Annotated in this window: 17 protein-coding genes and 1 pseudogene; 15 read left to right on the top strand and 3 right to left on the bottom strand. The window is 60.3% G+C overall.

The window, feature by feature from the left end:
* Positions 1–25: 25 nt before the first annotated feature.
* Positions 26–1903, bottom strand: coding sequence for a transketolase (locus tag JNL86_00835; GenBank protein ID MBL8041447.1), 1878 nt, complete (start codon positions 1901–1903; stop codon positions 26–28).
* Between the two features lie 332 nt (positions 1904–2235).
* Between JNL86_00835 and pyrR the strand changes: the two genes are divergently transcribed.
* The 11 genes and pseudogenes from pyrR (at position 2236) to JNL86_00780 (ending at position 15062) form a co-directional block, all read left to right on the top strand.
* Entirely contained in the window at positions 2236–2796 is a 561-nt protein-coding gene (gene pyrR, locus JNL86_00830; GenBank protein MBL8041446.1) for a bifunctional pyr operon transcriptional regulator/uracil phosphoribosyltransferase PyrR, read from the top strand.
* Positions 2797–2810: 14 nt separating this feature from the next.
* A complete protein-coding gene (locus tag JNL86_00825; protein ID MBL8041445.1) occupies positions 2811–3731 on the top strand; it encodes an aspartate carbamoyltransferase catalytic subunit in 921 nt (306 codons plus the stop codon).
* Positions 3732–3787: 56 nt separating this feature from the next.
* Positions 3788–5080 carry a dihydroorotase gene (locus JNL86_00820; protein MBL8041444.1) on the top strand — a complete coding sequence of 431 codons (1293 nt, stop codon included), beginning with the start codon at positions 3788–3790 and terminating at the stop codon, positions 5078–5080.
* A gap of 12 nt (positions 5081–5092) precedes the next feature.
* The gene (locus JNL86_00815) at positions 5093–5596 is read left to right on the top strand and encodes a DUF4149 domain-containing protein (GenBank protein ID MBL8041443.1); all 504 of its coding nucleotides are present in this window, start codon (positions 5093–5095) and stop codon (positions 5594–5596) included.
* Between the two features lie 9 nt (positions 5597–5605).
* The gene (gene carA, locus JNL86_00810; GenBank protein ID MBL8041442.1) at positions 5606–6790 is read left to right on the top strand and encodes a glutamine-hydrolyzing carbamoyl-phosphate synthase small subunit; all 1185 of its coding nucleotides are present in this window, start codon (positions 5606–5608) and stop codon (positions 6788–6790) included.
* Positions 6791–6833: 43 nt separating this feature from the next.
* Positions 6834–7751, top strand: a pseudogene (gene sppA, locus JNL86_00805) (signal peptide peptidase SppA).
* 50 nt (positions 7752–7801) lie between these two features.
* On the top strand, positions 7802–8782 hold the full coding sequence (locus JNL86_00800; GenBank protein MBL8041441.1) for a M48 family metallopeptidase: 981 nt from the start codon (positions 7802–7804) through the stop codon (positions 8780–8782).
* Between the two features lie 21 nt (positions 8783–8803).
* Positions 8804–12073 carry a carbamoyl-phosphate synthase large subunit gene (gene carB, locus JNL86_00795; GenBank protein ID MBL8041440.1) on the top strand — a complete coding sequence of 1090 codons (3270 nt, stop codon included), beginning with the start codon at positions 8804–8806 and terminating at the stop codon, positions 12071–12073.
* Positions 12074–12209: 136 nt separating this feature from the next.
* Positions 12210–12686: a transcription elongation factor GreA gene (gene greA / locus JNL86_00790; GenBank protein MBL8041439.1), complete on the top strand. Its 477-nt coding sequence runs from the start codon at positions 12210–12212 to the stop codon at positions 12684–12686.
* Between the two features lie 79 nt (positions 12687–12765).
* Entirely contained in the window at positions 12766–13566 is an 801-nt protein-coding gene (locus tag JNL86_00785) for an SAM-dependent chlorinase/fluorinase (GenBank protein ID MBL8041438.1), read from the top strand.
* Positions 13567–13913: 347 nt separating this feature from the next.
* Complete coding sequence (locus JNL86_00780) at positions 13914–15062, top strand: efflux RND transporter periplasmic adaptor subunit (protein MBL8041437.1); 1149 nt, start codon at positions 13914–13916, stop codon at positions 15060–15062.
* Between the two features lie 24 nt (positions 15063–15086).
* Here the strand turns inward: JNL86_00780 and JNL86_00775 are convergent, their stop codons facing one another.
* Positions 15087–16313, bottom strand: a complete 1227-nt coding sequence (locus JNL86_00775) for a hypothetical protein (protein MBL8041436.1) — start codon at positions 16311–16313, stop codon at positions 15087–15089.
* A gap of 175 nt (positions 16314–16488) precedes the next feature.
* Positions 16489–17871 (bottom strand): adenosylmethionine--8-amino-7-oxononanoate transaminase, encoded by a 1383-nt coding sequence (bioA, locus tag JNL86_00770; protein ID MBL8041435.1) that lies wholly within the window; start codon positions 17869–17871, stop codon positions 16489–16491.
* A gap of 142 nt (positions 17872–18013) precedes the next feature.
* Between bioA and lepA the strand changes: the two genes are divergently transcribed.
* Genes lepA through kdsB form a run of 4 tightly spaced genes read left to right on the top strand, consistent with a single transcriptional unit; the run spans position 18014 to position 22404 of the window.
* Positions 18014–19825, top strand: coding sequence for an elongation factor 4 (gene lepA, locus JNL86_00765; protein MBL8041434.1), 1812 nt, complete (start codon positions 18014–18016; stop codon positions 19823–19825).
* Positions 19822–20598 (top strand): signal peptidase I, encoded by a 777-nt coding sequence (gene lepB, locus JNL86_00760; protein MBL8041433.1) that lies wholly within the window; start codon positions 19822–19824, stop codon positions 20596–20598. The genes lepA and lepB overlap by 4 nt, the downstream gene beginning before the upstream one ends.
* Positions 20568–21632 carry a D-glycero-beta-D-manno-heptose-7-phosphate kinase gene (rfaE1, locus tag JNL86_00755; protein ID MBL8041432.1) on the top strand — a complete coding sequence of 355 codons (1065 nt, stop codon included), beginning with the start codon at positions 20568–20570 and terminating at the stop codon, positions 21630–21632. Before lepB ends, rfaE1 begins: the two co-directional genes overlap by 31 nt.
* Positions 21613–22404 (top strand): 3-deoxy-manno-octulosonate cytidylyltransferase, encoded by a 792-nt coding sequence (gene kdsB, locus JNL86_00750; GenBank protein ID MBL8041431.1) that lies wholly within the window; start codon positions 21613–21615, stop codon positions 22402–22404. Before rfaE1 ends, kdsB begins: the two co-directional genes overlap by 20 nt.
* Positions 22405–22417 lie beyond the last annotated feature (13 nt).

The raw sequence follows: 22417 nt of genomic DNA, 5'->3' as shown, positions 1-22417 counted from the left end.
GGCGTGAGCCTCGGGGCGAGATCCTTCAACGGGTGGCGGTGCTGGCGATTTCTTTTGCGGCTTCGACAATCGAACGTACTCCAATTCCGAAATGATCAACGAGTTCCTCGGGCTTTCCGCTACGTGGAATCTCACGGACGGCCAACTTACGAACCCGCACACCCTCCGACGCCAGGGCACTCAACACGGCATCGCCGATGCCGCCGTGCGCATAATGATCCTCGACCGTCAGGAACCGACCACCGGTCGCCCGCGCGCAGTCGAGCAAGGTCGCCTGATCGACGGGAACAATGCTGTACAAATCTACCACGCGGGTTGCGACGCCGGCCGCCTTCAACTGATCGTGGGCCTTGAGCGCTTCGAAAAGCGTGACACCCGCGGCCACAATCGTGAGCTGATCGGCGGCGCTCTGCCGAAGCACTTTGGAGCCGCCGATCCGGAACGTCTCCTCTGCACCGTAGATCACCGGCGTCTTGGGACGACCGGCGCGAAGGTAGACCATCCCTTTGTGCCCCGCAGCTGATTCTACCAGTTTATACATCGACATGGCGTCGGACGGGTACAGCACGGTCACGCCCGGCTGGGCCGACATCATGGCCAAGTCTTCCAACCCCATCTGGGACGGACCGTCTTCGCCGATGCTGACACCGACGTGCGTCCCCACCAGCTTCATGTTCGACTGACTGATCGCCGCCATGCGGATGAAGTCATAGGCCCGGGTAAAGAATGCGGCAAAGGTCGCGACAAACGGAATCTTCCCGCAGGCGGCCACACCGGCCGCCGCACCTAACATATTCTGCTCGGCAATGAAGTTTTCCAAGAATCGATCTGGAAACCGCTTCCCGAATTTGTCAGTGTAGGTGGAATTTTTCACGTCCGCGTCGAGCGCAACCACCTGCGAGTTGGCCTCACCCAAGGCCAGGAGCGCCGCGCCGAACGCTTCCCGTGCGGCGGCCGAGTCGCCGACTTTGTAGGGTGCAGGTGCCATAGGGCCTTTGGTCGGGGCGGAAGGTTTGACCGCCGTCGGTGCCTTGATCTGTGGCTCGACGGACACGGACTTGAGTTGCCGCGTCAGTTCGTCGACTGCCTTCTGAGTTTCTTCGCCCTTCTTCAGCGGTTTCCCATGCCAGTCCGGATGATTCTCGATAAAGGAAATGCCACGTCCTTTAAAGGTTTTCGCCAACAGGACCGTCGGCCGCCCCTTGGTACGCGCCGCTTCCTCGAAGGCCGCGAGGATGGCAGCAATGTCGTGTCCGTCCACCACGATGGCATGCCAACCGAACCCGCTCCACCGGGCGCGGTATGCCTCCATATCATGCTGCAACATGGTCGGATCGCTTTGCCCCAAACGGTTCACGTCCACGATGGCGCAGAGATTGTCCAGGCCCGCTTGCCGCGCCACTTCCGCCGCTTCCCACACCGAGCCCTCGACGGATTCGCCGTCGCCCATCAACACATAGGTGCGGTAGTCGGTCTTGTCGATCGATTTCGCATTGAACGCGAGCCCCACACCAGCCGGCAATCCCTGCCCCAACGACCCGGTCGCCATGTCGACAAACGAAAGACGGGGAGTCGGATGGCCTTCGAGATCGGAACCGAGGGTGCGCAACTTCAAGAGCTCCGACTTGGGAAACAGGCCGGCCTCCGCCCAGGCCGCATAGAGCAGCGGCGCCGCATGGCCCTTGGAGAGGACAAATCGATCACTGTTCGGCAACTTCGGATTCTTGGGGTCATACCGCATGACGGAAAAGAACAGCACCGCAACGATGTCTGCGGCGGAGCAACAGCTGGAGGGATGGCCGCTCCCGGCTTCGCTCGTGGCCTTCACGCTCTCAATGCGGAGGGTGGTCGCTTTATTGGCCAAGGCAGTCAAGAGTTCAGGCGTAGCGGTAGAGGCAGTCATGCGCGATCCTTTCAGGATGGAGGAGACTGATAATTTCCGTGTGACTGGATGATCATGGAGAGAGGCAGACCGCCCCTCAATGGTTCGAAGCTAACAAATGGCATGCAGGGAGTCAATGAAGGGCTCCGCCAGCAACTCGGCCCGCCACCGACAGGCCATTCTTGACACGGTGGAGGCAAGTCGTTAAGATCGGCTCGCCTTTAACGCTCATCCTGTGAGGTGGGTAAGGAGTTCATGATGACGATCCGCGGCACCCAGCCGTCCGACAACCTGCACCTTCTCATCCAAGCCGGTGGGAAGGTTTTTTTATGCCTCCGGCAGAACGGGCTCCGATGACGACCGAATCCACCACCGACAAACGACAGGAACGGGTCGTGATGGACGCCGGCGACATCGCCCGCGCCGTGACCCGCATCGCCCATGAGATCCTGGAGCGCAACAAAGGCATTCAGGATCTGGCGCTGGTGGGCATCAGGACCGGGGGCGTGCACCTGGCCCATCGCCTTGTCCGCCGCATTCATGACATCGAGGGGACCCAGATCCCGATCGGCGAACTGGACATCACACTCTACCGGGACGACCTCTCGCTGCGGAAGGATCAACCGATCCTCCGGACCACCTCGGTCCCGTTTAAAATTTCCGATTTGAAAGTCGTGTTGGTCGACGACGTGCTCTTCACCGGCCGGACCATCAGGGCCGCCATGGACGGACTGATCGATCTGGGACGACCGGCGGAAATTCAACTGGCGGTGCTCGTCGATCGCGGCCATCGGCAGTTGCCCATCAAGGCGAATTACATCGGCAAGAACATTCCCACCTCGCGCGACGAGGCCATCGAGGTCCACCTCGAAGAAAACGGGGAAGAAGACCGCGTGGTCATCCTCAGGGCATAACCGGAGACATTGTCGTGGGGCTCAAACGGAAAGACCTGCTCAGCCTGACTCAACTGTCCGCCGACGATATCTCCCTGATCCTGGAGACGGCGGATTCGTTCAAGGAAGTGTCGGGACGGGAGATCAAGAAGGTGCCGGCGCTCCGGGGCAAGACGGTGGTCAACCTCTTTTTCGAGCCCAGCACGAGAACCAGAACCTCCTTTGAGTTGGCCGCCAAACGGCTCAGTGCCGACGTCATCAACTTTTCGCCCTCTTCCAGCAGCGTCGTCAAAGGAGAGACGCTGCTGGATACCGCCCGCAACATCGAAGCCATGCAGGCGGATATCATCGTCCTTCGACATTCCTCGGCTGGCGCGGCCGAGACCCTGGCGCGGGGCGTGAAGTCGTCGGTGATCAATGCCGGAGACGGGTGGCACGAACATCCGACGCAGGCCCTGCTGGATCTGTACACGATTCGTAGCCGGGGGATGGGATTCAACGGACTGCGCGTGGCGATCGTGGGGGATGTGGCGCATAGCCGCGTGGCCCGCTCGAACATTTTCGCCCTCACGAAACTCGGCGCCGAAGTGCGGGTCGTGGGTCCACCCACCATGATTCCCCTGCACATCAGCCAACTGGGCGTCCGCGTGTATCACAACCTCGACGACGGGTTGCGCGGCGTGCATGTGATTATGATGCTGCGACTACAACTGGAACGGCAGGGCCGAGCCCTGTTTCCGACCATTCGCGAGTATGCGCGCCAGTATGGATTGACCGGCGACCGGGTGAAGCTGGCCGAACCCGGCGCGATCGTCATGCATCCCGGTCCCATCAATCGGGGCGTCGAAATCGCGCCGGACGTGGCGGACAGCCTGTCGTCCGTTATTCTCGATCAGGTCGCCAACGGCGTCGCGGTGCGAATGGGCATTTTATATCTCATGTCCGGAGCAGGATGAGGCTGCCCGCATCGGCACCTCCACAGGCATCTACATTTTTTAGGTATGAGTGAACGATGAAACTCTTGATTCAAGGCGGTCATGTGATTGATCCCGGACGCGTGAACGGCGTCGCGGATGTGCTGATCGACAACGGCGCCATCGCCGCGGTCGGGCCAAAACTCGCCGTCCCGGCCGGTGCGACGGTCATCCCCGCCGCGGGGCGACTGGTCGTTCCCGGCTTCGTCGATCTCCATGTACACTTTCGTGAACCGGGGTTCGAATATAAGGAAACGATTCAGTCAGGCACGGAAGCAGCCGTGGCCGGCGGTTTCACGACGGTCTGCGCGATGCCGAACACGAACCCCGTGAACGACAATCAGGCCGTCACCGAGTTCATGCTGGAACGGGCAAAAGCCGCCGGCAATGCGCATCTCTATCCGATCGGGGCGATCACGAAACGGTCCGAAGGCAAAGAACTCGCCGAAATCGGCGACCTGCGCCGAGCCGGCTGTGTGGCGATCTCTGATGACGGAAAACCGGTCATGAACAGTCTCGTCATGCGGCGCGCCATGGAATATGCGCGCGCCTTCGACGTGCCGGTCGTCGACCATTGCGAAGACCTGCACCTGTCGGAAGGCGGCTGCATGAACGAAGGCGTCATCTCGACCGAGCTCGGACTTCCGGGTATTCCCTCGGCGGCGGAGGATGTGATGGTCGCGCGGAACGTCTCGCTCGCGGAGTTGACCGGAGCCCGCCTCCATCTGGCGCACATCAGCACCGCAGGATCGGTCCGCATGGTGCGCGAAGCCAAGGCACGCGGAATCAAGGTCACGGCGGAGGCCTGTCCACACCATTTCACCCTCACGGAGGAAGTGACGCGCGGCTACAACACCCACGCGAAAATGAATCCCCCGCTGCGGACGAGTGCGGACGTGCAGGCGATTAAAGATGGACTGCGCGACGGCACGATCGACGTGATTGCGACGGACCATGCCCCACACGCGACGCAGGAGAAACAGCAGGAGTTTACCGAGGCGCCGTTCGGCATCGTCGGTCTGGAAACGGCCTTGTCGCTGACGCTGGCTCTCGTGGAAGAGGGCGTGCTCACGCTGGAATCGGCCATCGACAAACTGTCCACGGCACCCGCGAAGGCCTTTAGCCTCAACGCGGGGACGCTGGCCGTCGGTGCTCCGGCCGACGTGGCCATTGTCGATCCCGACCGCCAATGGGAAGTCGATCCCTCGCGGTTTCGATCGAAGAGCCGTAATACACCCTTTGCGGGCTGGACAGTCAAGGGGCGCGTGACGACCACCATCGTGTCAGGCCGCGTGGTCTACGAACTGGATCGTCCCGGGCAGCCGGCGTAGGGACGAACGACTGTGCGCCAAGGATTGATCGCCTGTATCACCTGTGAGTTGCTGGCCCTGGCGACCTGGATCGGCGGACTCCTAGTGCTCGTGGCGGCCGTGATCCCGGCCGTGTTCAACACCTTCGGCGGGCAGGATACCGGCGGATTTTTTTTGACCCGCGCCTTCGACGGATACAACCGGTTGGTGCTCGGCGCAGCGGCCATTCTGGTCACCGGCATTCTCTGGCGAGCCTGGATGTTTCAAAAGGGGCTGGCTGAGCAGGAAATCACGCGCACTGAATGGCTGCTACTCGGCGCCATGCTACTCACTGCCGGGGTGATTACGTTTGTCCTCCATCCCCAGGCGGCAGCCCTGCAAGCGCAGGCCTTTGCCTCCAAAGGGGAAGAGGCGAGGAAAGCAGCTTTCGAGGCCTTTTTTCAGCTGCATAAACCAGTGCGGGTTTTGTATATCGTGAATGTGGGACTCGGAATCGCGCTGCTGACCGTCCGCGTGCGATCCTGGATCCCTCGGTAAGGAGTGAGCGTGAAAAAAGCGATTCTGGCGCTCGCCGATGGAACCGTCTTCGAAGGACGCGCCTTGGGTGCGGAAGGGGAGACCGGCGGCGAAGTCGTCTTCAACACGGCCATGACCGGCTATCAGGAAGTGCTGACCGATCCGTCGTATCGCGGGCAGATCGTGACCATGACCGCGCCGCACATCGGCAACTACGGGGTCACGCCGGAAGACATCGAGTCGACGAAAATCTGGGCCGAAGGATTCGTCGTCAAGGAATCCAGCCGGTTGGCGAGCAACTGGCGGGGCAAGGCGACGTTGCAGGAGTATTTGCACGCCGCACAGATCGTCGCGATCGAGGGCATCGATACCCGGGCGCTCACCAGGCACCTGCGGGAGCGGGGCGCCCAACAGGGCGTGATTTCCCATGTCGACCTGGACCCGCGCCGCCTGGTCGAAAAAGCGCGTCAGGCACCCAGCATCATCGGGCGTGATCTGGCAGCGACCGTCACCTGCGACCGCCGGTATGCCTGGTCGGAAGGCACGGGGAACTGGTCGCCGAAGATTGTCCTGCCCTCTCCTGACGCCGCGAAGGCACCACGGAACGCCTGGCGGGTGGTGGCCTATGACTTTGGCGTGAAGCAGAACATTCTCCGGCGTCTCGTCGATGTCGGGTGCGAGGTCACGGTCGTCCCAGCCTCGACTTCGGCCGCCGACGTGCTGGCGCTGAATCCTCACGGCGTCTTCCTCTCCAACGGTCCCGGCGACCCGGAAGGCGTGCCCTACGCCATGACGGCATTGCGCGAGTTGATCGGCCGGTTACCGATTTTTGGGATATGCCTGGGACATCAGTTACTCGGGCTCGCGTTAGGATTCTCCACCTATAAGCTGAAGTTCGGACACCACGGCGCCAATCACCCAGTGATCGACTTGCGGACGAGAAAGGTAGAAATTACATCCCAGAATCACAATTTCGCCGTGCGGTTTCCCGCCGGAACTCCGGCTCCCGGGCAGGGCCTGCCGATCGCAGAGACACCGTTCGGGCGCGTGCAATTGACCCACACCAGTCTGAACGACGAATCGGTCGAGGGCATGATGTGTCTGGATCGTCCGGTCTTTTCGGTGCAATATCATCCCGAAGCATCGCCCGGCCCTCATGATTCCGCCTATCTGTTCGAACAGTTTGTCACATTGATGGAGACACACCATGAGTAGTTCCCGGCGGCTCTCTACCGGTCTTCTCGTGCTCGCCTTGTGCCTGATGCAAGCGGCCTGCGTCACAATCAACCTGCCGCCGGGCCCCGGCGCCCTGGAAGAACACAAAGTCAGCGGAAGCGGCAAGGACAAGGTCCTGTTGATGGATATCTCGGGGGTCATCAGCTCTGAGAACAAAGACGGGTTCTATTCCTCACCCGGGATGTTGGCCACCGTGAAGGAAGAACTCGAACGGGCCACGAAGGATGACCACGTCAAGGCCGTCGTCCTCCGGATCAACAGTCCGGGCGGCACGGTGACGGCGTCCGACATTATCTATCACGAGTTGAAACGCTTCAAAGCCAACCGGAAGATTCCGATCGTCGCTTCGATCATGGATGTGGGCGCATCCGGCGGCTACTACATCGCCGCGGCGGCCGACAACGTGCTCGCGCACCCGTCATCCGTGACGGGGAGCATCGGCGTCATCATGCTGACCGTGAATGCGAGGGGACTGCTGGAGAAGGTCGGCGTGGAGACGAACGCCGTGACCTCCGGCCCGCGCAAGGATATGGGATCGCCGTTCCGGGCGATGCTCCCGGAAGAGCGAGCCATTTTCCAGGGGGTGATCGATGGGTTTTATCAGCGCTTCCTCCAAGTCGTGGGGGAAGGCCGCCCGGGATTGAATGGCGAGACCATTAAGAGACTGGCCGATGGACGTATCTATTCCGGCGATCAGGCGAAAGCCGCCGGACTGGTGGATGACATCGGCTACCTGGAAGATGCGATCGACCTGGTGAAGAAGAAAGCCGGCCTGACGGAAGCGAAGGTCGTGACTTACCGCCGCCCGGGGGAATATCAAAACAATGTGTACTCGCGTCTGACCGCGCCGACGCCGAGCCTGGCCAACCTGGCAAATATCGACCTGCTGTCGGTCGTGCGGGGTGGGTCGCCCCAGTTCATGTACTTGTGGATGCCCTAAGCCGGCACGTTGCATCTGCCACGCGAGGCTGATTGAATGGTGGAGACGTGATGTATCCGCCAGACCGACATTCAATCGACCACCTTTTGAACCGCCCGATGGGTCGCCGGGGGGTGCTGGCATTGGGGGCACGCGCCGCTTCTGTTCTCTCGACGGTCGTGGGGCTGGGAGCGGCCACAGGCCTGTTGCAATCGCTCATGGGGTGCCAACGGGCTCCGGGCACGGCGCGCGACCAATTCATTTATCTGTCGGAAGAAAAAGAAATGGCGATGGGTCTCTCGGCGTTCCGGGAGGTGCTCCGGCAAGCGCCCTTGAGCGAAAACCCGGAGCTCAATGAAATGGTGCACCGGGTGGGAAACCGGATCGCCAAGGCCGCCAACAAGCCCGAGTATCAGTGGGAATTCGCGGTGATCCAAGACGATCGGACCATCAACGCCTTTGCCCTGCCCGGAGGCAAGGTCGCGGTATTCACCGGCATCTTGAAAGTGACGAAGACGGAAGACGGGCTGGCCACCGTCATGGGCCATGAGGTCGCACATGCTTTACAGCGCCACGGAGCCGAACGCATGAGCCGCGGCATTCTTGAACAGATCGGACAACTGGCGGCATTGGGCGCCGGCATTGCGTCAGGACGACCGGATGCCGCGATGGCGGCGATGACCGCTTACGGTGTCGGTGTTTCCTTGCCCTTTGACCGCCGCCAGGAATCAGAGGCGGATTACATCGGCCTGCGCTTGATGGCCGAGGCCGGCTACGATCCGCGCGAAGCCGTCTCCTTTTGGGAACGGATGAGCGGCTGCCCGCGCGCCATGATCAATAAACTGTGCTTCCGTTCCCAGCAGTCGATCCCGGAATTTCTCTCGACGCACCCCTCTGATGTCACCCGTATCAATCAGATCGAGGCCTGGATCCCCGATGCCATGAAACACTATCATCCCGCAGGAAAGGCCCCGGCCATCCCGTCCGGTCCGATCCAACCCTACCGGCCTCCGGTGGGGCCCATGCCCGAGGCGCCCCTGCCGACCGGCTAACTTCTTGATTCGAGGTCAATTGTGCCACGACGGACAGACATTCGCTCCATTCTCCTGATCGGCTCGGGCCCCATCGTGATCGGCCAGGCTTGTGAATTCGATTATTCCGGCACACAGGCCTGCAAGGCCCTCAAAGAAGAGGGCTACCGCGTCATCCTGATCAACAGCAATCCCGCCACGATCATGACCGACCCGGATTTTGCCGACCGGACCTATATTGAACCGATTACCCTCGATGCGGTCGAAAAGGTCATCGAGTGCGAACGTCCCGACGCGCTCCTGCCGACCATGGGCGGACAAACCGCGCTGAACACGGCCATCGGTCTGGCCAAACGAGGGGTGCTGGAAAAATTCGGTGTCAAGCTCATCGGTGCCTCGATCGACGCCATTCATAAGGCCGAGGATCGTGATGCGTTCCGACAGGCCATGTGGAAAATCGGCTTGCGCGTGCCGGACAGCGGCGTTGCCACCTCGCTCGCCGAAGCCGAGCGCGAACTGGAGCGGATTCGGTTCCCGGCGATCGTCCGTCCGTCGTTCACCATGGGCGGCACCGGCGGCAACATTGCGTACAACATCGAAGAATTCCGGACGCAGGTGGAATGGGGTCTCTCCATGAGCCCGGTCCGTCAGGTGCTGATCGAACAGTCCGTCATCGGCTGGAAAGAGTTCGAGCTCGAAGTGATGCGTGACCTGAAAGACAATGTGGTCATCATCTGCCCGATCGAAAACCTCGACCCGATGGGCATCCATACCGGCGACAGCATCACCGTGGCGCCGGCGCTGACACTCACCGACAAGGAATATCAACTGATGCGCGACGCGGCGGTGCGCATCATTCGGGAGATCGGCGTCGATACGGGGGGATCCAACATCCAGTTCGGCATGAATCCCGCCAACGGCGAGATGGTCGTCATCGAAATGAACCCGCGGGTCTCCCGGAGTTCGGCCCTGGCGTCCAAAGCCACCGGCTTTCCCATCGCGAAAATCGCGGCCAAACTGGCCGTCGGATATACCCTCGATGAGATCACGAACGACATCACCGGCGTGACGAAAGCCTCCTTCGAACCGACGATCGATTACGTCGTGGTGAAAATTCCACGCTTTGCCTTTCAGAAATTTCCCGGTGCCGACCCCACGCTGACCACGCAGATGAAATCGGTCGGCGAAGTCATGGCCATCGGACGCACGTTCAAGGAGTCGCTGCAGAAGGCGATCCGCTCGATGGAAATCGATCAATTCGGCTTCAGCTCAAAGATGGGGTTGGACCTCGGCGTGCCGCCGTCGCTCGATCGGGAAGAAGCGGCAGAGCAGGTCCGCAAGGCCGTGCGCACCCCACTGCCGGATCGGCTCTGGCGGCTGGCCGACGGCATGCGTCTCGGCATGTCGAATCAGGAGTTGTTCGCCCTGACCAAAATCGACCCGTGGTTCCTCGAACAGATTCGCGAGATCGTCGACTTTGAACCGAAAATCGTCGCTGAGCGTGGAATGATCGGCACGGCCGGACTGCGACCGGAACTCCTCCTGGAAGCCAAACAATTGGGCTTTGCGGATGAACGTCTGGCGCAGCTACTGGGCGTTCCCCAAGGCACGATCCGGGGTTGGCGCTCGGCCCTGAGTCAAGGAACCTCCGCCCGCGGGGTGACGTATAAACGCGTCGACACCTGTGCCGCGGAGTTCGAAGCACATACCCCATACCTCTATTCGACCTATGAGCAGGAATGCGAGGCACGACCAACCGGGAAGAAAAAGGTCGTAATCCTCGGCGGCGGACCGAACCGGATCGGGCAGGGAATCGAGTTCGACTATTGTTGCGTACATGCGGCCATGGCGTTGCGCGAGGAACAGATCGAAACCATCATGGTCAATTGCAACCCCGAAACAGTCAGTACGGACTACGACACCTCCGACCGGCTCTACTTCGAGCCGCTCACGGAGGAGGATGTGCTGAATATCGTGGAGCGGGAACAACCCATGGGTGTCGTACTCCAATTCGGCGGGCAGACGCCCCTGAAACTCGCGCTCTCCCTGTCGCGCGCCGGAGTGAACATTCTGGGAACCAGCCCCGACGCGATCGATCGCGCGGAGGACCGCGCCCGGTTCCGTGAGTTGCTCGACAAGCTCGGTTTGCGTCAGGCGGAAAGCGGCATGGCCCATTCCGTCGAGGAGGCATTGAAGATCGCGGCGGAGATCACCTATCCCGTGATGGTGCGGCCTTCCTACGTTCTGGGCGGACGCTCGATGCAAATCGTCTATGACGAACCCGGCCTGCTGCAGTACATGAATTCCGCGGTCAAAGCCTCAGCCCAACATCCGGTGCTGATCGATAAGTATTTACGAGATGCGATCGAGGTCGATGCCGACGCGATTTCCGACGGCACCACGGTGGTCGTCGCAGGCATCATGGAACATATCGAGGAAGCGGGCGTGCACTCGGGCGATTCGGCCTGCTCCCTGCCGCCTTATACGTTGGACTCCGCGACGATCGAAGAAATCCGCCGGCAGATGACCGCACTGGCGCTTGAACTGGGGGTCATCGGGCTGATGAATGCCCAGTTCGCCGTCAAGGATCAGACCATCTACGTGCTGGAGGTCAATCCGCGTGGCTCACGCACGGTGCCGTTCGTGAGCAAGGCCATCGGCGTCCCCCTGGCCAAGCTGGCCATGAAGGTGATGGTAGGGAAGTCGCTGCAGCAATTGCATTTCACGACGGCCCCCACACCGACGCATCTCTCGGTGAAGGAAGCGGTGTTCCCGTTTACGAAATTCGCCGGAGTCGACGTGCTGCTCGGCCCGGAAATGAAATCCACCGGGGAAGTCATGGGCATCGACAGCGACTTTGGGTGGGCGTTCGTCAAATCTCAGGCCGGGGCCGGCGCCATCCTGCCCACATCCGGCACCGCGTTTCTGAGCGTCAAGAGTGAGGATCGGGCCGGGGCTTGCGATGTCGCCCAACGGTTGGTTGCGCTGGGGTTCCGGATCACCGCCACCTCGGGAACGGCGGCGTATCTGACCGAGCAGGGGATGCAGGTGGACGTCGTCAACAAGGTGCAGGAGGGGCGGCCGCATATTGTCGACCATATCAAGAACGGCGAGGTGGCCCTGGTGGTCAATACCGTGCGGACGGCGTCCGCGCAAACCGACTCGCTCTCCATCCGGCGAGAGGCCCTGCACAAGGGTGTGCCCTATTACACAACGATGCGAGGTGCGCTGGCTGCCGTGATGGGAATTGAAGCCCTGCTGAAAAAGGGACTTGCCATTCGAGCCTTGCAGGAGTATCACCGGGTAAATTAAGCGGAGCGCGGGCAAACAGGCTTGCGCCAAGACGTACCGGGGCGGCCTCCGGCTGAATGAGGTCCCGCCTGGATGTGAGTCGGCAGAGCGACTCGCAGTTCAGGACACCGGTTTCACTGGTCATCGGGGGGAAGATATGCCGACACCGATCACGAGAAAAGGATATGAAGCGCTAAAGGCCGAATTGGACCGACTGCACAAGGTGGAACGACCGCGCGTCATTGAGGCGATCGCGGAAGCCCGCGCGCATGGCGATCTGAGCGAGAACGCCGAATACGATGCGGCGAAGGAACGCCAGGGATTCATCGAGGCCCGATTGGCCGAGTTGAAGGGCAAGTTGGCCGACTGCCGTATCATTGACATCGCCGGCCGTACCAGTGACACCGTGGTGTTCGGCGCCACTGTGGTGCTGATCGAACAGGAAGCGCAGGCCAAAAAACAGTATACCCTCGTGGGGCAGGATGAAGCGGACCTCAAGTTTTCCCGTATCTCGGTGCAATCGCCTGTCGGCCGGGCGCTGATCGGCAAACGGGTCGGGGATCTGGTGGAAGTGACAACACCGGCCAAAATCGTCGAGTATGAAGTGATGGAAATTCGCTTCGAGGAAATCTAGTCGCGATGCCACGGCTCATCGCCTCAGCGTTCCGCACGCCGGCCCAGCGCGCCTTCACGCGTTCGGTCTTACGCACATCATGCCGGTAACGATTCCACTCATCACGCTACTGACGGATTTCGGCGACCGCGATTACTTCGTGGCCAGCATGAAGGGCGTCATCCTCAACATCAACCCGCAGGCGCAGATCGTCGACCTCACTCACCGCGTGACGCCGCATGATGTGGCGGATGCTGCATACCTGTTGAAATCCTGCTATCGCTATTTCCCGGATGGCACCATCCATGTCGCGGTGGTCGACCCTGGCGTCGGCACGACGCGCCGGCCGCTGCTCGTGACCTCGTCGCGGTACTGTTTTCTCGGACCCGACAACGGGATCCTGACTCACGTCTGTCAGGAGGAAACCGGGGTCGAGGTCCGACACCTGGAAAACCGGCAGTACCGCTTGGACTCCGAAGGCGCAACGTTTGATGGACGCGACCTCTTCGCGCCGGCGGCAGCCTGGTTGACGAAGGGACAGCCGCTCGGTTCATTCGGCCGGATTGTGCCGAATTATGAACGCCTGCCGATCACAGAGCCAGGGTGGGATAAACATCTGATGACAGGGGAGATTGTCTACATCGACCGCTTCGGTAACGTGATCTCCAACCTCACCTCGTACCATATTCGTGAAGTTCGCGGCGTGTCGAAACGCTCCGAGCCGTTGATCCGCATCGGCGGCATCACCATCGATGGACTTGTCCGAACCTACGCCGAAGGATCGACGGACAGCCCACACGCGCTCATCAACAGCAACGGATACGTGGAAGTCTTCCTGAAGGAAGGCCGCGCGGCGGACCGGTTGAACCTCGCGCGCGGCGCGCGGATCGAACTCTGTTAACCCAGCCCCATTCTTCACTACCAGGGGCAGCCCGCTCCTGCCGATCCTCCTTAATTGACAGCTGAAAGTCGTCGATGTTTTAATGAGTTAGGTTCTCAAAGCGTGCTTTCTGTGGCCTCTTTTTGATGGGAACTGCCGGTATTCCTACAAGGGAGTGTGGCTGTGCGCTCGCAGGAGCGCCCCTGTCGGAAATACCCTTCACTTCAGAACCAATTGCCGACGACCAGGAGGAGTGTCCCCCTCGCGAATCTTCCTAGCAGAAGACTCCCGACAAACGCCCGGAAACGTTCGCCGGTGGAGCTAGCTGACGAAATAACCGATATACAAGAACGTAGACACGAAATGCTATGAAACGACCCTTGCGCCATCTGCAGATCATCTTGGTTGGCCTCGCCCTGACGGCCTGTAGCCAACCGGACGCCCCCACGCCTTCAGCCAAACAGACTGTGCAGCCCGCTGCCGCCGATCGCCAGGTTGACCTGCAGACCTTACGCATCGATGCCTCACCCTCGCTCCCGGCCCTGACCCTGCCTGCCCGCGTCACCTATTCCGAGGATGGTTACTCGAAAATTTCCTCTCCTCTCCAGGGACCGGTGCTGGATGTGCGGGTCAAACTCGGCCAGGCCGTGAAAGCCGGGGACGTGCTGATGGTCATCGATGCCGCCGACATCGCACGGGCCTATGCCGCCTATGTCGAAGAAATTTCTGAGTGGGGGCTCGCCGAGCGAAACTTTGAATTGACGAAGGATCTGTACGACGCCCAAGCGATGTCCCGCAAGGATCTTGAGCATGCGGAGAACGACCTGAACCGCGAACGGGCCGAATTCAAACAGGCGAAGGAGCGGCTCCTCTCGCTGCGCGTGCCGGCCGCCGAACTCAGCAAACCACTAGCCCAACAGCAAATCACCTCACGGTTTGAATTACGCAGCCCGTTGACGGGAACGGTCGTGGAGCGCGCCGTGACACCGGGACAAATCGTCGGAGCAGGGACGGACACCCCGTTGTTCACCGTGGCGAATCTCGACCGGTTGCAGGTGGTGGCTGATGTCTACGAACATGACTTGTCGGGAATTCGGGTCGGTACGGTCGCAGCGATGACCGTAGAGGCCTATCCCGGCATTGAATTCCCGGCGAAAATTGCCGTCATCGGAGATGTGGTAGACCCGGCAACCAGGACCATCAAAATCCGCGCATCCGTCCCGAACCAGGATCGGCGCTTGAAACCGGAGATGTTTGCACGCCTGACCATCGCGGGCCATACCATGCGCCCCAAAATCGTCATTCCCAAACAGGCCGTGTTGGAACGATCCGGAAAACAGTGGATTGTGGTGCAGAAGGACAACGGCCGGCTGGAAGATCGCGCCATCACCATCGACAGCGTCACCGACAATCAGGTGACGATTCGTGAGGGCGTGACCACGGGAGAGCGAATTCTGCTTAGCCCGTCGTCCTTGAGCCATCTGGTTGAAGGGGACTCGGCAACCGAAGGGGCCTAGCGACGCAGGAAGGAACTGCGCGACTTAAAGCGCCGCGACGAGAATCCGGACCAAGCCTGAAAGGTCTTCGGTATCAACCCCGGCGACCGTCCGATTCGTTGTGTTGGTGTAGGACGCCTCCAAGGACAACGTCGTCGGGTGGCCGTAGATCGGGTTCAGGTTAAACGCGCACATCCCCCGCCCCACAATGCTCTCCGTTCCAATGAGGCCATCGCTCGACTTCGTGCTCGTGTATCCGCCTGCCGCACTGACCAGCAACCGATGACTCTGTTTGTACAGCAATGACACCGACGCTGTCGGGGTTTGAATCTTGGCGCCCGACCACCTCTGCGTTTCCGAGCGGTAGCTGAGCGTCGGAGCGAAGGTTAAGGTATTGAGCGGTCGATAAGTTGCGATCAGAGTTTGGGCAAACGTCGTCGATTCTGCACCGCCCCGCATCTCATCGCTGGTCAGGATGTAGCTCGATGACACCCGAGCATTCCAGGTCAGCCCGGTATAGGCAAGAGCCGCCTCCATGCTGTTACTTTGGCTCCGCTGCTGGCTTATCCCGGTGGGGGTGAAATTGCTGGCCATGGCGCTGCGCGCATAGGTGAGGCTGAATTCCGGCCACGCCGGCTTCACCAATGCGATCCCGACCCGGTTAACGTTCTGTTGAATACGGGGCCGGGTCGGATCCAGATCCACATTGTTCCAGGTCTGTCCGGACGAACTGCGCAGCTTGGCAATGCCCAGCCCCCATTCCGCCCACATTTCCCGAACCGTCTGGTCCGGCGAGTTGAAGAACGCCTTCCCCGCCGATCGATACGTGATGCCATAACGCATCGGCCCGTTGATGCCGGTCAACCCCATGCGCACCATGCGTGTCGCCCCGTCATCGCGCCGATCGATGCGGGTGCTCATGCCCGCGTCATTGGTCGCATTGTTCGCGACTTCACCTTCTGCCGTCAGATGGCCCTTGAGCCAGGTGGAATTGGCGCCGACACCTTTGGTTTGAGGACGGTCAGAGTCGGGCACCAGATCTTTCAATCTGGTAGATGTCTCCGGCGGTGCAAATGACGTCGCGTGAAAGGACGTATGCAAGACCGGGGAGGCGATCGAATACGGAATCGCGGAGGCGCCTGATTCCCGGGCCGTGTCGCTGAATTGTATGCGCTGAAGCAGGAGCTCCGACTGGTGCTGGTCTTCGGCCCAGAGTGATGAGGGCAGGAACAGAAACAGACACAGGACCCGAATCATCCGACGGGTCGTCATGAAATCGTGCTCGCCGGGGCCAGTGCGTAACGCAGCATAAAATCAAGTGTAGCACCTGATTTTCAGCTTTCGGCGAGGCCCCGACGCTGCACAAAACACGTCGAGGCCCTGTTCCAGTGTGAACACGTAGTGAAGGCGGCTCGCGAGCGGAAATCAGCGCAAAAGACAAGCAGTTCTACGTGGAGGCGGGAAAATTCTCGGTCGTCTCGCGAATCGCACTGTACAAAATTGCCACCATCCTGGTGAGTTCCCGAGGTGTGATGGAGAGGGGAGGGATCAGCGCCATCACGTTGCCGAGCGGCCGCAGCAAGAGTCCACGGAGCCGGCAGGCCTGCGCCACACGATGCCCCATGCGATGTTCGAGCGGATAGGGAGTTTTGGTATGCCGATCCTGCACGAACTCGATGCCGACCATGAATCCGCGTTGGCGAATGTCGCCCACATGCGTCAACTCGGCTAAAGGCTGTAAGAGTCGAGCCAGCAAGCGCGATTTCTTCCGTACCTGTGTGAGGGTCTGCTCTCGTTTGAAAATCTCCAGATTGGCCAGGGCGACGGCGCACCCCAGAGGATTTCCGGTGTAGCTATGGCCGTGAAAAAACGTTTTCCATTCGTCATAGCGGCCGAGGAAGGCACGATACACTTCCTCGGTAGTCAACGTGGCAGCCAACGGCATATACCCGCCCGTCAGCCCCTTGCTGATCGCCATCAGGTCAGGTGTCACCCCCTCGTGCTGGCACGCAAACATCTTGCCGGTCCGTCCGAATCCGGTCGCCACTTCATCGACGATCAGCAACACCTTGTACGTGGTGCAGAGCTCGCGTACGCGTGCCAAGTACCCGGGCGGGGCCACCATCATCCCGGCCGCCGCCTGCACGAGCGGTTCGAGGATCACGCCTGCCAATTCTCGATGTCGAGTCTTCAGCAGCGCTTCGAGCGGGTCGATGCAGGCCATGTCACAAGCAGGGTAGGTGCGTCCCAGCGGGCAGCGATAGCAGTAGGGCGGCTCGACCTGATGCGTGGGGAAAAGCAGCGGTTTGAACCGCCCGTGGAAGAGTTCAATGTTGCCCACACTGACCGCACCGATCGTGTCGCCGTGGTAGGCCATTTTTAAATGCACAAAGGACTGTTTCGGTCCCGCTGCCGGCTGTGCCTGTTGCCAGTATTGCACCGCCATCTTGAGCGCTATTTCCACCGCCGTCGAACCGTTGTCGGAATAAAACACGCGGCGAAGCCCCTTCGGCGCAATCCGGATCAGCTCCCTCGCAAGGCGAATCGCCGGAGGATTGGAGAGACCGAGGAACGTCGAGTGTGCGATCTGCTTGAGCTGCGCCGTGAGTGCGCGATCGAGCACCGGATGCCGGTGCCCATGGAGGTTCACCCAGACGGACGACGTACCGTCCAGGTATTTCCGTCCCTCCGTATCAATGAGGTACGACCCCTTGCCCTGTGCAATGATCACAGGTGCATCCGCCTCCCATTCCTGCATCTGCGTGAACGGGTGCCAGAGATACGTATGATCCCAGGCAGCAAGCGGCAGACGTTTGGATGGACGTGTCATGTGAATGATGCGGGGTGTCGCCGTGATCGCGCGGCAGGGGACTGTTCGATGTGAAACGCCGCGCCGCGCGCGGATTATACCGGCGGGCGATTTCTTTGACAACGTTAGAGGCGGTCACTATAATGAATCGATTTTGGGGAACATGAGCCAGGATTTGCAAAGTCTCATCCGAAATTTCTCGATCATCGCCCATATCGATCACGGTAAATCGACCCTCGCCGACCGGCTCCTTGACGCAACTGGCGCAGTGACTGCCCGGGAAGCGAAGGAGCAGATCCTCGACGCGATGGACCTGGAGCGTGAGCGTGGTATCACCATCAAAGCTCATGCCGTGGCCATCCGCTACAAGGCTCAGGACGGGAAGACCTATTTACTGCATTTGATCGATACGCCGGGGCACGTCGACTTCACGTACGAAGTCTCGCGAAGTCTCGCGGCGTGCGAGGGATCGCTCCTGCTGGTCGATGCGACACAAGGTGTTCAGGCCCAGACCATCGCCAACGTGAACCTGGCCATGGGCAACCACCACACCATCATCCCGGTCATCAATAAGATCGATCTTGCCAGCGCCGACGTCGAAGGCACCAAGCAACAGATTTCCGACGTGCTGACGTTGGATGCCACCGATGCCATGCTCGTGAGCGCGAAGGAGGGACTCGGCGTTCCGGAAGTGCTCGAGGCCATCGTCAAACGCATTCCGCCACCGTCCGGGGACCCGACTCGCCCGCTCAAAGCGCTGATCTTCGATTCCTGGTTCGATAACTATCAGGGCGTGATCGTGCTGACCCGCATCATCGACGGGTCCGTGCGCCCGGGCATGAAAATCAAGGTGATGTCGAATGACCGCTTGTTCGAGGTGACGGAAGTCGGGCAATTCACGCCGAAACGAACGAAGGGCACGCAACTCCTGACGGGAGAGGTCGGCTATCTCTGCGCCAACATGAAGGAAGTGGCCGACGTGAAGATCGGCGACACCTTAACCGATGCCGCCCGCCCGACAGACCAGCCATTTCCCGGCTACAAGGAAGTGAAGCCACTGGTCTTTTGCGGACTCTATTCGACGGACACCGCACGCTATGAAGATCTGCGCGATGCCTTGCTCAAATTGCGACTGAACGATTCCTCATTTATCTACGAGCCGGAAACCTCGTTGGCGCTCGGCTTCGGATTTCGTTGCGGGTTCCTCGGTCTGCTGCATATGGAAATTATTCAGGAGCGGCTGGAGCGGGAATACGGGCTGACGCTGATCACGACCGCGCCCACCGTCATCTACCGGATCCTCACCACCAGCGGCGACGTGTTGGAGCTCAACAACCCGGCAGACCTGCCCGAGCCGAGTTCGATTGAGTCCTTCGAGGAACCCTTCATTCTGGCCACGCTGATTGCGCCGGAACGGTACCTCGGGACGTTGTTGCAACTGTGTCAGGAGCGGCGGGGTATTCAGCGAAGCATTCACTACCTGGATCCCACTCGTGTGGTCATCGCCTATGAATTGCCGCTCAACGAAGTCATCCTGGATTTTTACGACAAGCTCAAATCCAAGACCCAGGGGTATGCGTCGCTCGATTATGAACTCCTCGGCTACCGCGAGTCCGAACTGGTGCGGCTGGACATTTTGCTCAACGGCGAGCCGGTCGATGCGCTCTCGTTTATCACCCATAAGGAACGGGCCTATCAGCGCGGGCGCCAGGTCGCCGAGAAGATGAAGGAACTTATTCCCAAACAAATGTTCGAGATCGCCATTCAAGCGGCCATCGGCAATAAAATCATCGCCCGCGAAACCATCGGCGCCATCAAGAAGAATGTCACGGCCAAATGTTACGGCGGCGACATTTCCCGCAAACGCAAACTGTGGGAGAAGCAGAAGGAAGGCAAAAAGCGCATGAAGGCGGTGGGACGCGTGGAAGTCCCACAGGAAGCGTTTCTGGCCATCCTGAAGGTGGGCGAGGAATGAGCGTCGATCCCAATGCTCGTCCCGATGAGGTTCCCGCGACGAACGACCACACGACGCCCACTCCCACCGAACAGACGACCAACGAAGCACGCCTCGTCGTGGCTGAGCAACCGGCCCACAAGTCGATCCTACGCGAATACGCAGAGGCGATCATCATCGCGATGTTGCTCGCGTTCGCGATCCGCGTGTTCGTGGTGCAGGCGTTCAAAATTCCATCCGGTTCGATGATTCCCACCCTCCTGGTCGGGGATCATATCCTCGTCAGCAAGTTATCCTATGGCCTCCAGTGGCCCACCGACTGCAAGTTTCAACCGGGCTTTCCTCCGGTCACCTGTTATTCCTCGCGAACCGTGATTCCGTTCGGTTCGATCCAGCGCGGCGACATCATCGTATTTCGATTTCCCGAAGATGAAGACAAGGACTTCATCAAGCGCGTGATCGGGCTGCCTGGCGACACGATTCAGGTGCGCAACAAGGTCGTCCATATCAACGGGACGCCGTTCGAGGATAAGGCCTTCACGCAACACACCGATCCACCCATCCATGACGGGCACATCAGCCCGCGCGATAATTTCGGCCCGGTGACGGTACCGGAGGATGCGTACTTCGTGATGGGAGACAACCGGGATCACAGTCTCGACAGTCGGTTCTGGGGCTATGTGCGCACGGAGAAGGTGCGCGGCAAAGCGTTTCGCATTTACTGGTCGTGGAGCGGCCAAGGATCGTGGACGGAATGGGTACGATGGGAAAGGTTAGGAAAAGCCATCCAGTAGGACGGTCCGGACAAACCGGTCCGTGGAGCGGGCAGGGAAGCGAAGATCCGATGGTGGATCAGGTCGCACTCAGCACGTATATCCAGCGCTTCCCGCAGGCCAGCGTGCTGGTCATCGGGGACTTGATCCTGGATCACTACGTGTGGGGACGAGTCAGCAGAATTTCTCCGGAAGCCCCCGTGCCGGTGGTCCACGTCGAATCAGAATCACTCAAGCTCGGCGGTGCGGCCAACGTCTTCAACAACATTCTCGCGCTGGGCGGCCAAGCGGATATCTGCGGGGTCATCGGAGCGGACGAGAGCGGACGGCTGCTGTTGAAAGAATTGGGTGGCCGCCGCCAGGGTCGCGGCGGAGTCATTATCGATCAGAGCCGGCCGACCACACGGAAGTCACGCGTCGTTGCTCACAACCAACAAATCGTCCGCTACGACGTGGAACGCCGGAACGAACTCTCCAGCCTTCTGCAACGTCGGATCCTCCGGTACGTCGAATCACGGCTGAAGGAACTGTCCTGCCTGGTGGTCTCCGATTACGCCAAAGGCGTCGTCACGGCCTCGCTGATGACCGAGTTGACTCGTTTGGCGGGACAGCGCAAGATCCCCATTGTCGTCGATCCCAAGGTGGAGCATTTCAGCTATTACAAGGGCGTGACGGTCGTCACCCCCAACCATCTCGAGGCCACCCAAGCGGCCGGCGTGCAAGGGGAGGATGATAAGACGATCAACAAAGCCGGGATGGTTCTGCGCCAACGATTGGGGTGCCAAACCGTACTCGTCACACGAGGTGAGCGAGGCATGAGTGTCTACCAGAGCCATGGCGACCACTGGCATATTCCGACACGTGCCCGGCAGGTCTATGACGTGACGGGAGCCGGCGACACAGTCGTCGGGACCCTGGCCTTGGCCCTTTCGACCGGCGCCAACATGCGAGAAGCGGCCATACTCGCCAATCAAGCGGCCGGAGTTGTCGTCGGCATGATCGGCACCGCCACCGTCACCGCTGCGCAGTTGACCGATGCCTTGGGGCAGAACTGACGTGAAACGTCCGGTTACGGTGGTCATTCCTGCCCGTTACGGATCTTCTCGATTTCCGGGCAAGCCCCTGGTCGAACTGATGGGCAAGCCGATGATCCAACATGTGTATGAACAGGCCAAGGCCTGCCGCGTGGTGGACGAGGTGCTGGTTGCCACGGATGACGAGCGCATCAAGGCCGCCGTTGAGCAATTCGGGGGGAAGGTGCTTATCATGACCGAGCCCTATCGTACCGGCACAGATCGCGTAGCCGCCGTCGCACAATCTCGAACCGGCGGGTGTTTCGTCGACCTGCAAGGCGACGAAATTCTTCTCCATCCCGACCTGATCACGGACCTGGTGGAACCATTTCTGACAAGCGACGCACCAATGGGGACGTTAAAAAGACGGATCGACAGCGATGCAGACCTACACAACCCCGGGGTGGTCAAAGTGACGACCGACCGGGAAGGCCATGCCCTCTATTTTTCGCGAGCGCCGATCCCGCTGGTGCGCGACGATCCAAAACGGTCGGCCGTGCCGGGATTACATTTCATTCACCTGGGTCTGTATATCTACACGCGCGAGACCCTCGCGCGCCTGACGGCCTTACCGACCGGGATTCTGGAAGAGGCGGAAAAACTGGAGCAGCTACGCGCACTGGAGAACGGAATCCGGATTCGCGTCTGGGAGACCTCTCATGCGTCGTTGCGCATCGATAGCCCCGAGGACGTACCCGTGGCCCTCGCGCAACTTCGCGCCCAGACGAGCGGACCGGGGAGCACTCAACCATGACTATTGGCCGCAT

Origin of the sequence: Nitrospira sp. (genome assembly GCA_016788885.1) — a bacterium.
In the GTDB taxonomy this organism is placed as follows: domain Bacteria; phylum Nitrospirota; class Nitrospiria; order Nitrospirales; family Nitrospiraceae; genus Nitrospira_A.
This window is presented reverse-complemented; position numbering and strand designations above follow the sequence as displayed.

Excerpts from the sequence above, each read along its gene's own strand:
- JNL86_00835 (MBL8041447.1), bottom strand. The coding sequence starts at position 1,903 with ATGACTGCCTCTACCGCTACGCCTGAACTCTTGACTGCCTTGGCCAAT.
- pyrR (MBL8041446.1), top strand. The coding sequence starts at position 2,236 with ATGACGACCGAATCCACCACCGACAAACGACAGGAACGGGTCGTGATG.
- JNL86_00820 (MBL8041444.1), top strand. The coding sequence starts at position 3,788 with ATGAAACTCTTGATTCAAGGCGGTCATGTGATTGATCCCGGACGCGTG.
- JNL86_00800 (MBL8041441.1), top strand. The coding sequence starts at position 7,802 with ATGTATCCGCCAGACCGACATTCAATCGACCACCTTTTGAACCGCCCG.
- greA (MBL8041439.1), top strand. The coding sequence starts at position 12,210 with ATGCCGACACCGATCACGAGAAAAGGATATGAAGCGCTAAAGGCCGAA.
- JNL86_00785 (MBL8041438.1), top strand. The coding sequence starts at position 12,766 with ATGCCGGTAACGATTCCACTCATCACGCTACTGACGGATTTCGGCGAC.
- JNL86_00780 (MBL8041437.1), top strand. The coding sequence starts at position 13,914 with ATGAAACGACCCTTGCGCCATCTGCAGATCATCTTGGTTGGCCTCGCC.
- JNL86_00775 (MBL8041436.1), bottom strand. The coding sequence starts at position 16,313 with ATGACGACCCGTCGGATGATTCGGGTCCTGTGTCTGTTTCTGTTCCTG.
- bioA (MBL8041435.1), bottom strand. The coding sequence starts at position 17,871 with ATGACACGTCCATCCAAACGTCTGCCGCTTGCTGCCTGGGATCATACG.
- lepA (MBL8041434.1), top strand. The coding sequence starts at position 18,014 with ATGAGCCAGGATTTGCAAAGTCTCATCCGAAATTTCTCGATCATCGCC.
- lepB (MBL8041433.1), top strand. The coding sequence starts at position 19,822 with ATGAGCGTCGATCCCAATGCTCGTCCCGATGAGGTTCCCGCGACGAAC.
- rfaE1 (MBL8041432.1), top strand. The coding sequence starts at position 20,568 with ATGGGAAAGGTTAGGAAAAGCCATCCAGTAGGACGGTCCGGACAAACC.
- kdsB (MBL8041431.1), top strand. The coding sequence starts at position 21,613 with ATGCCTTGGGGCAGAACTGACGTGAAACGTCCGGTTACGGTGGTCATT.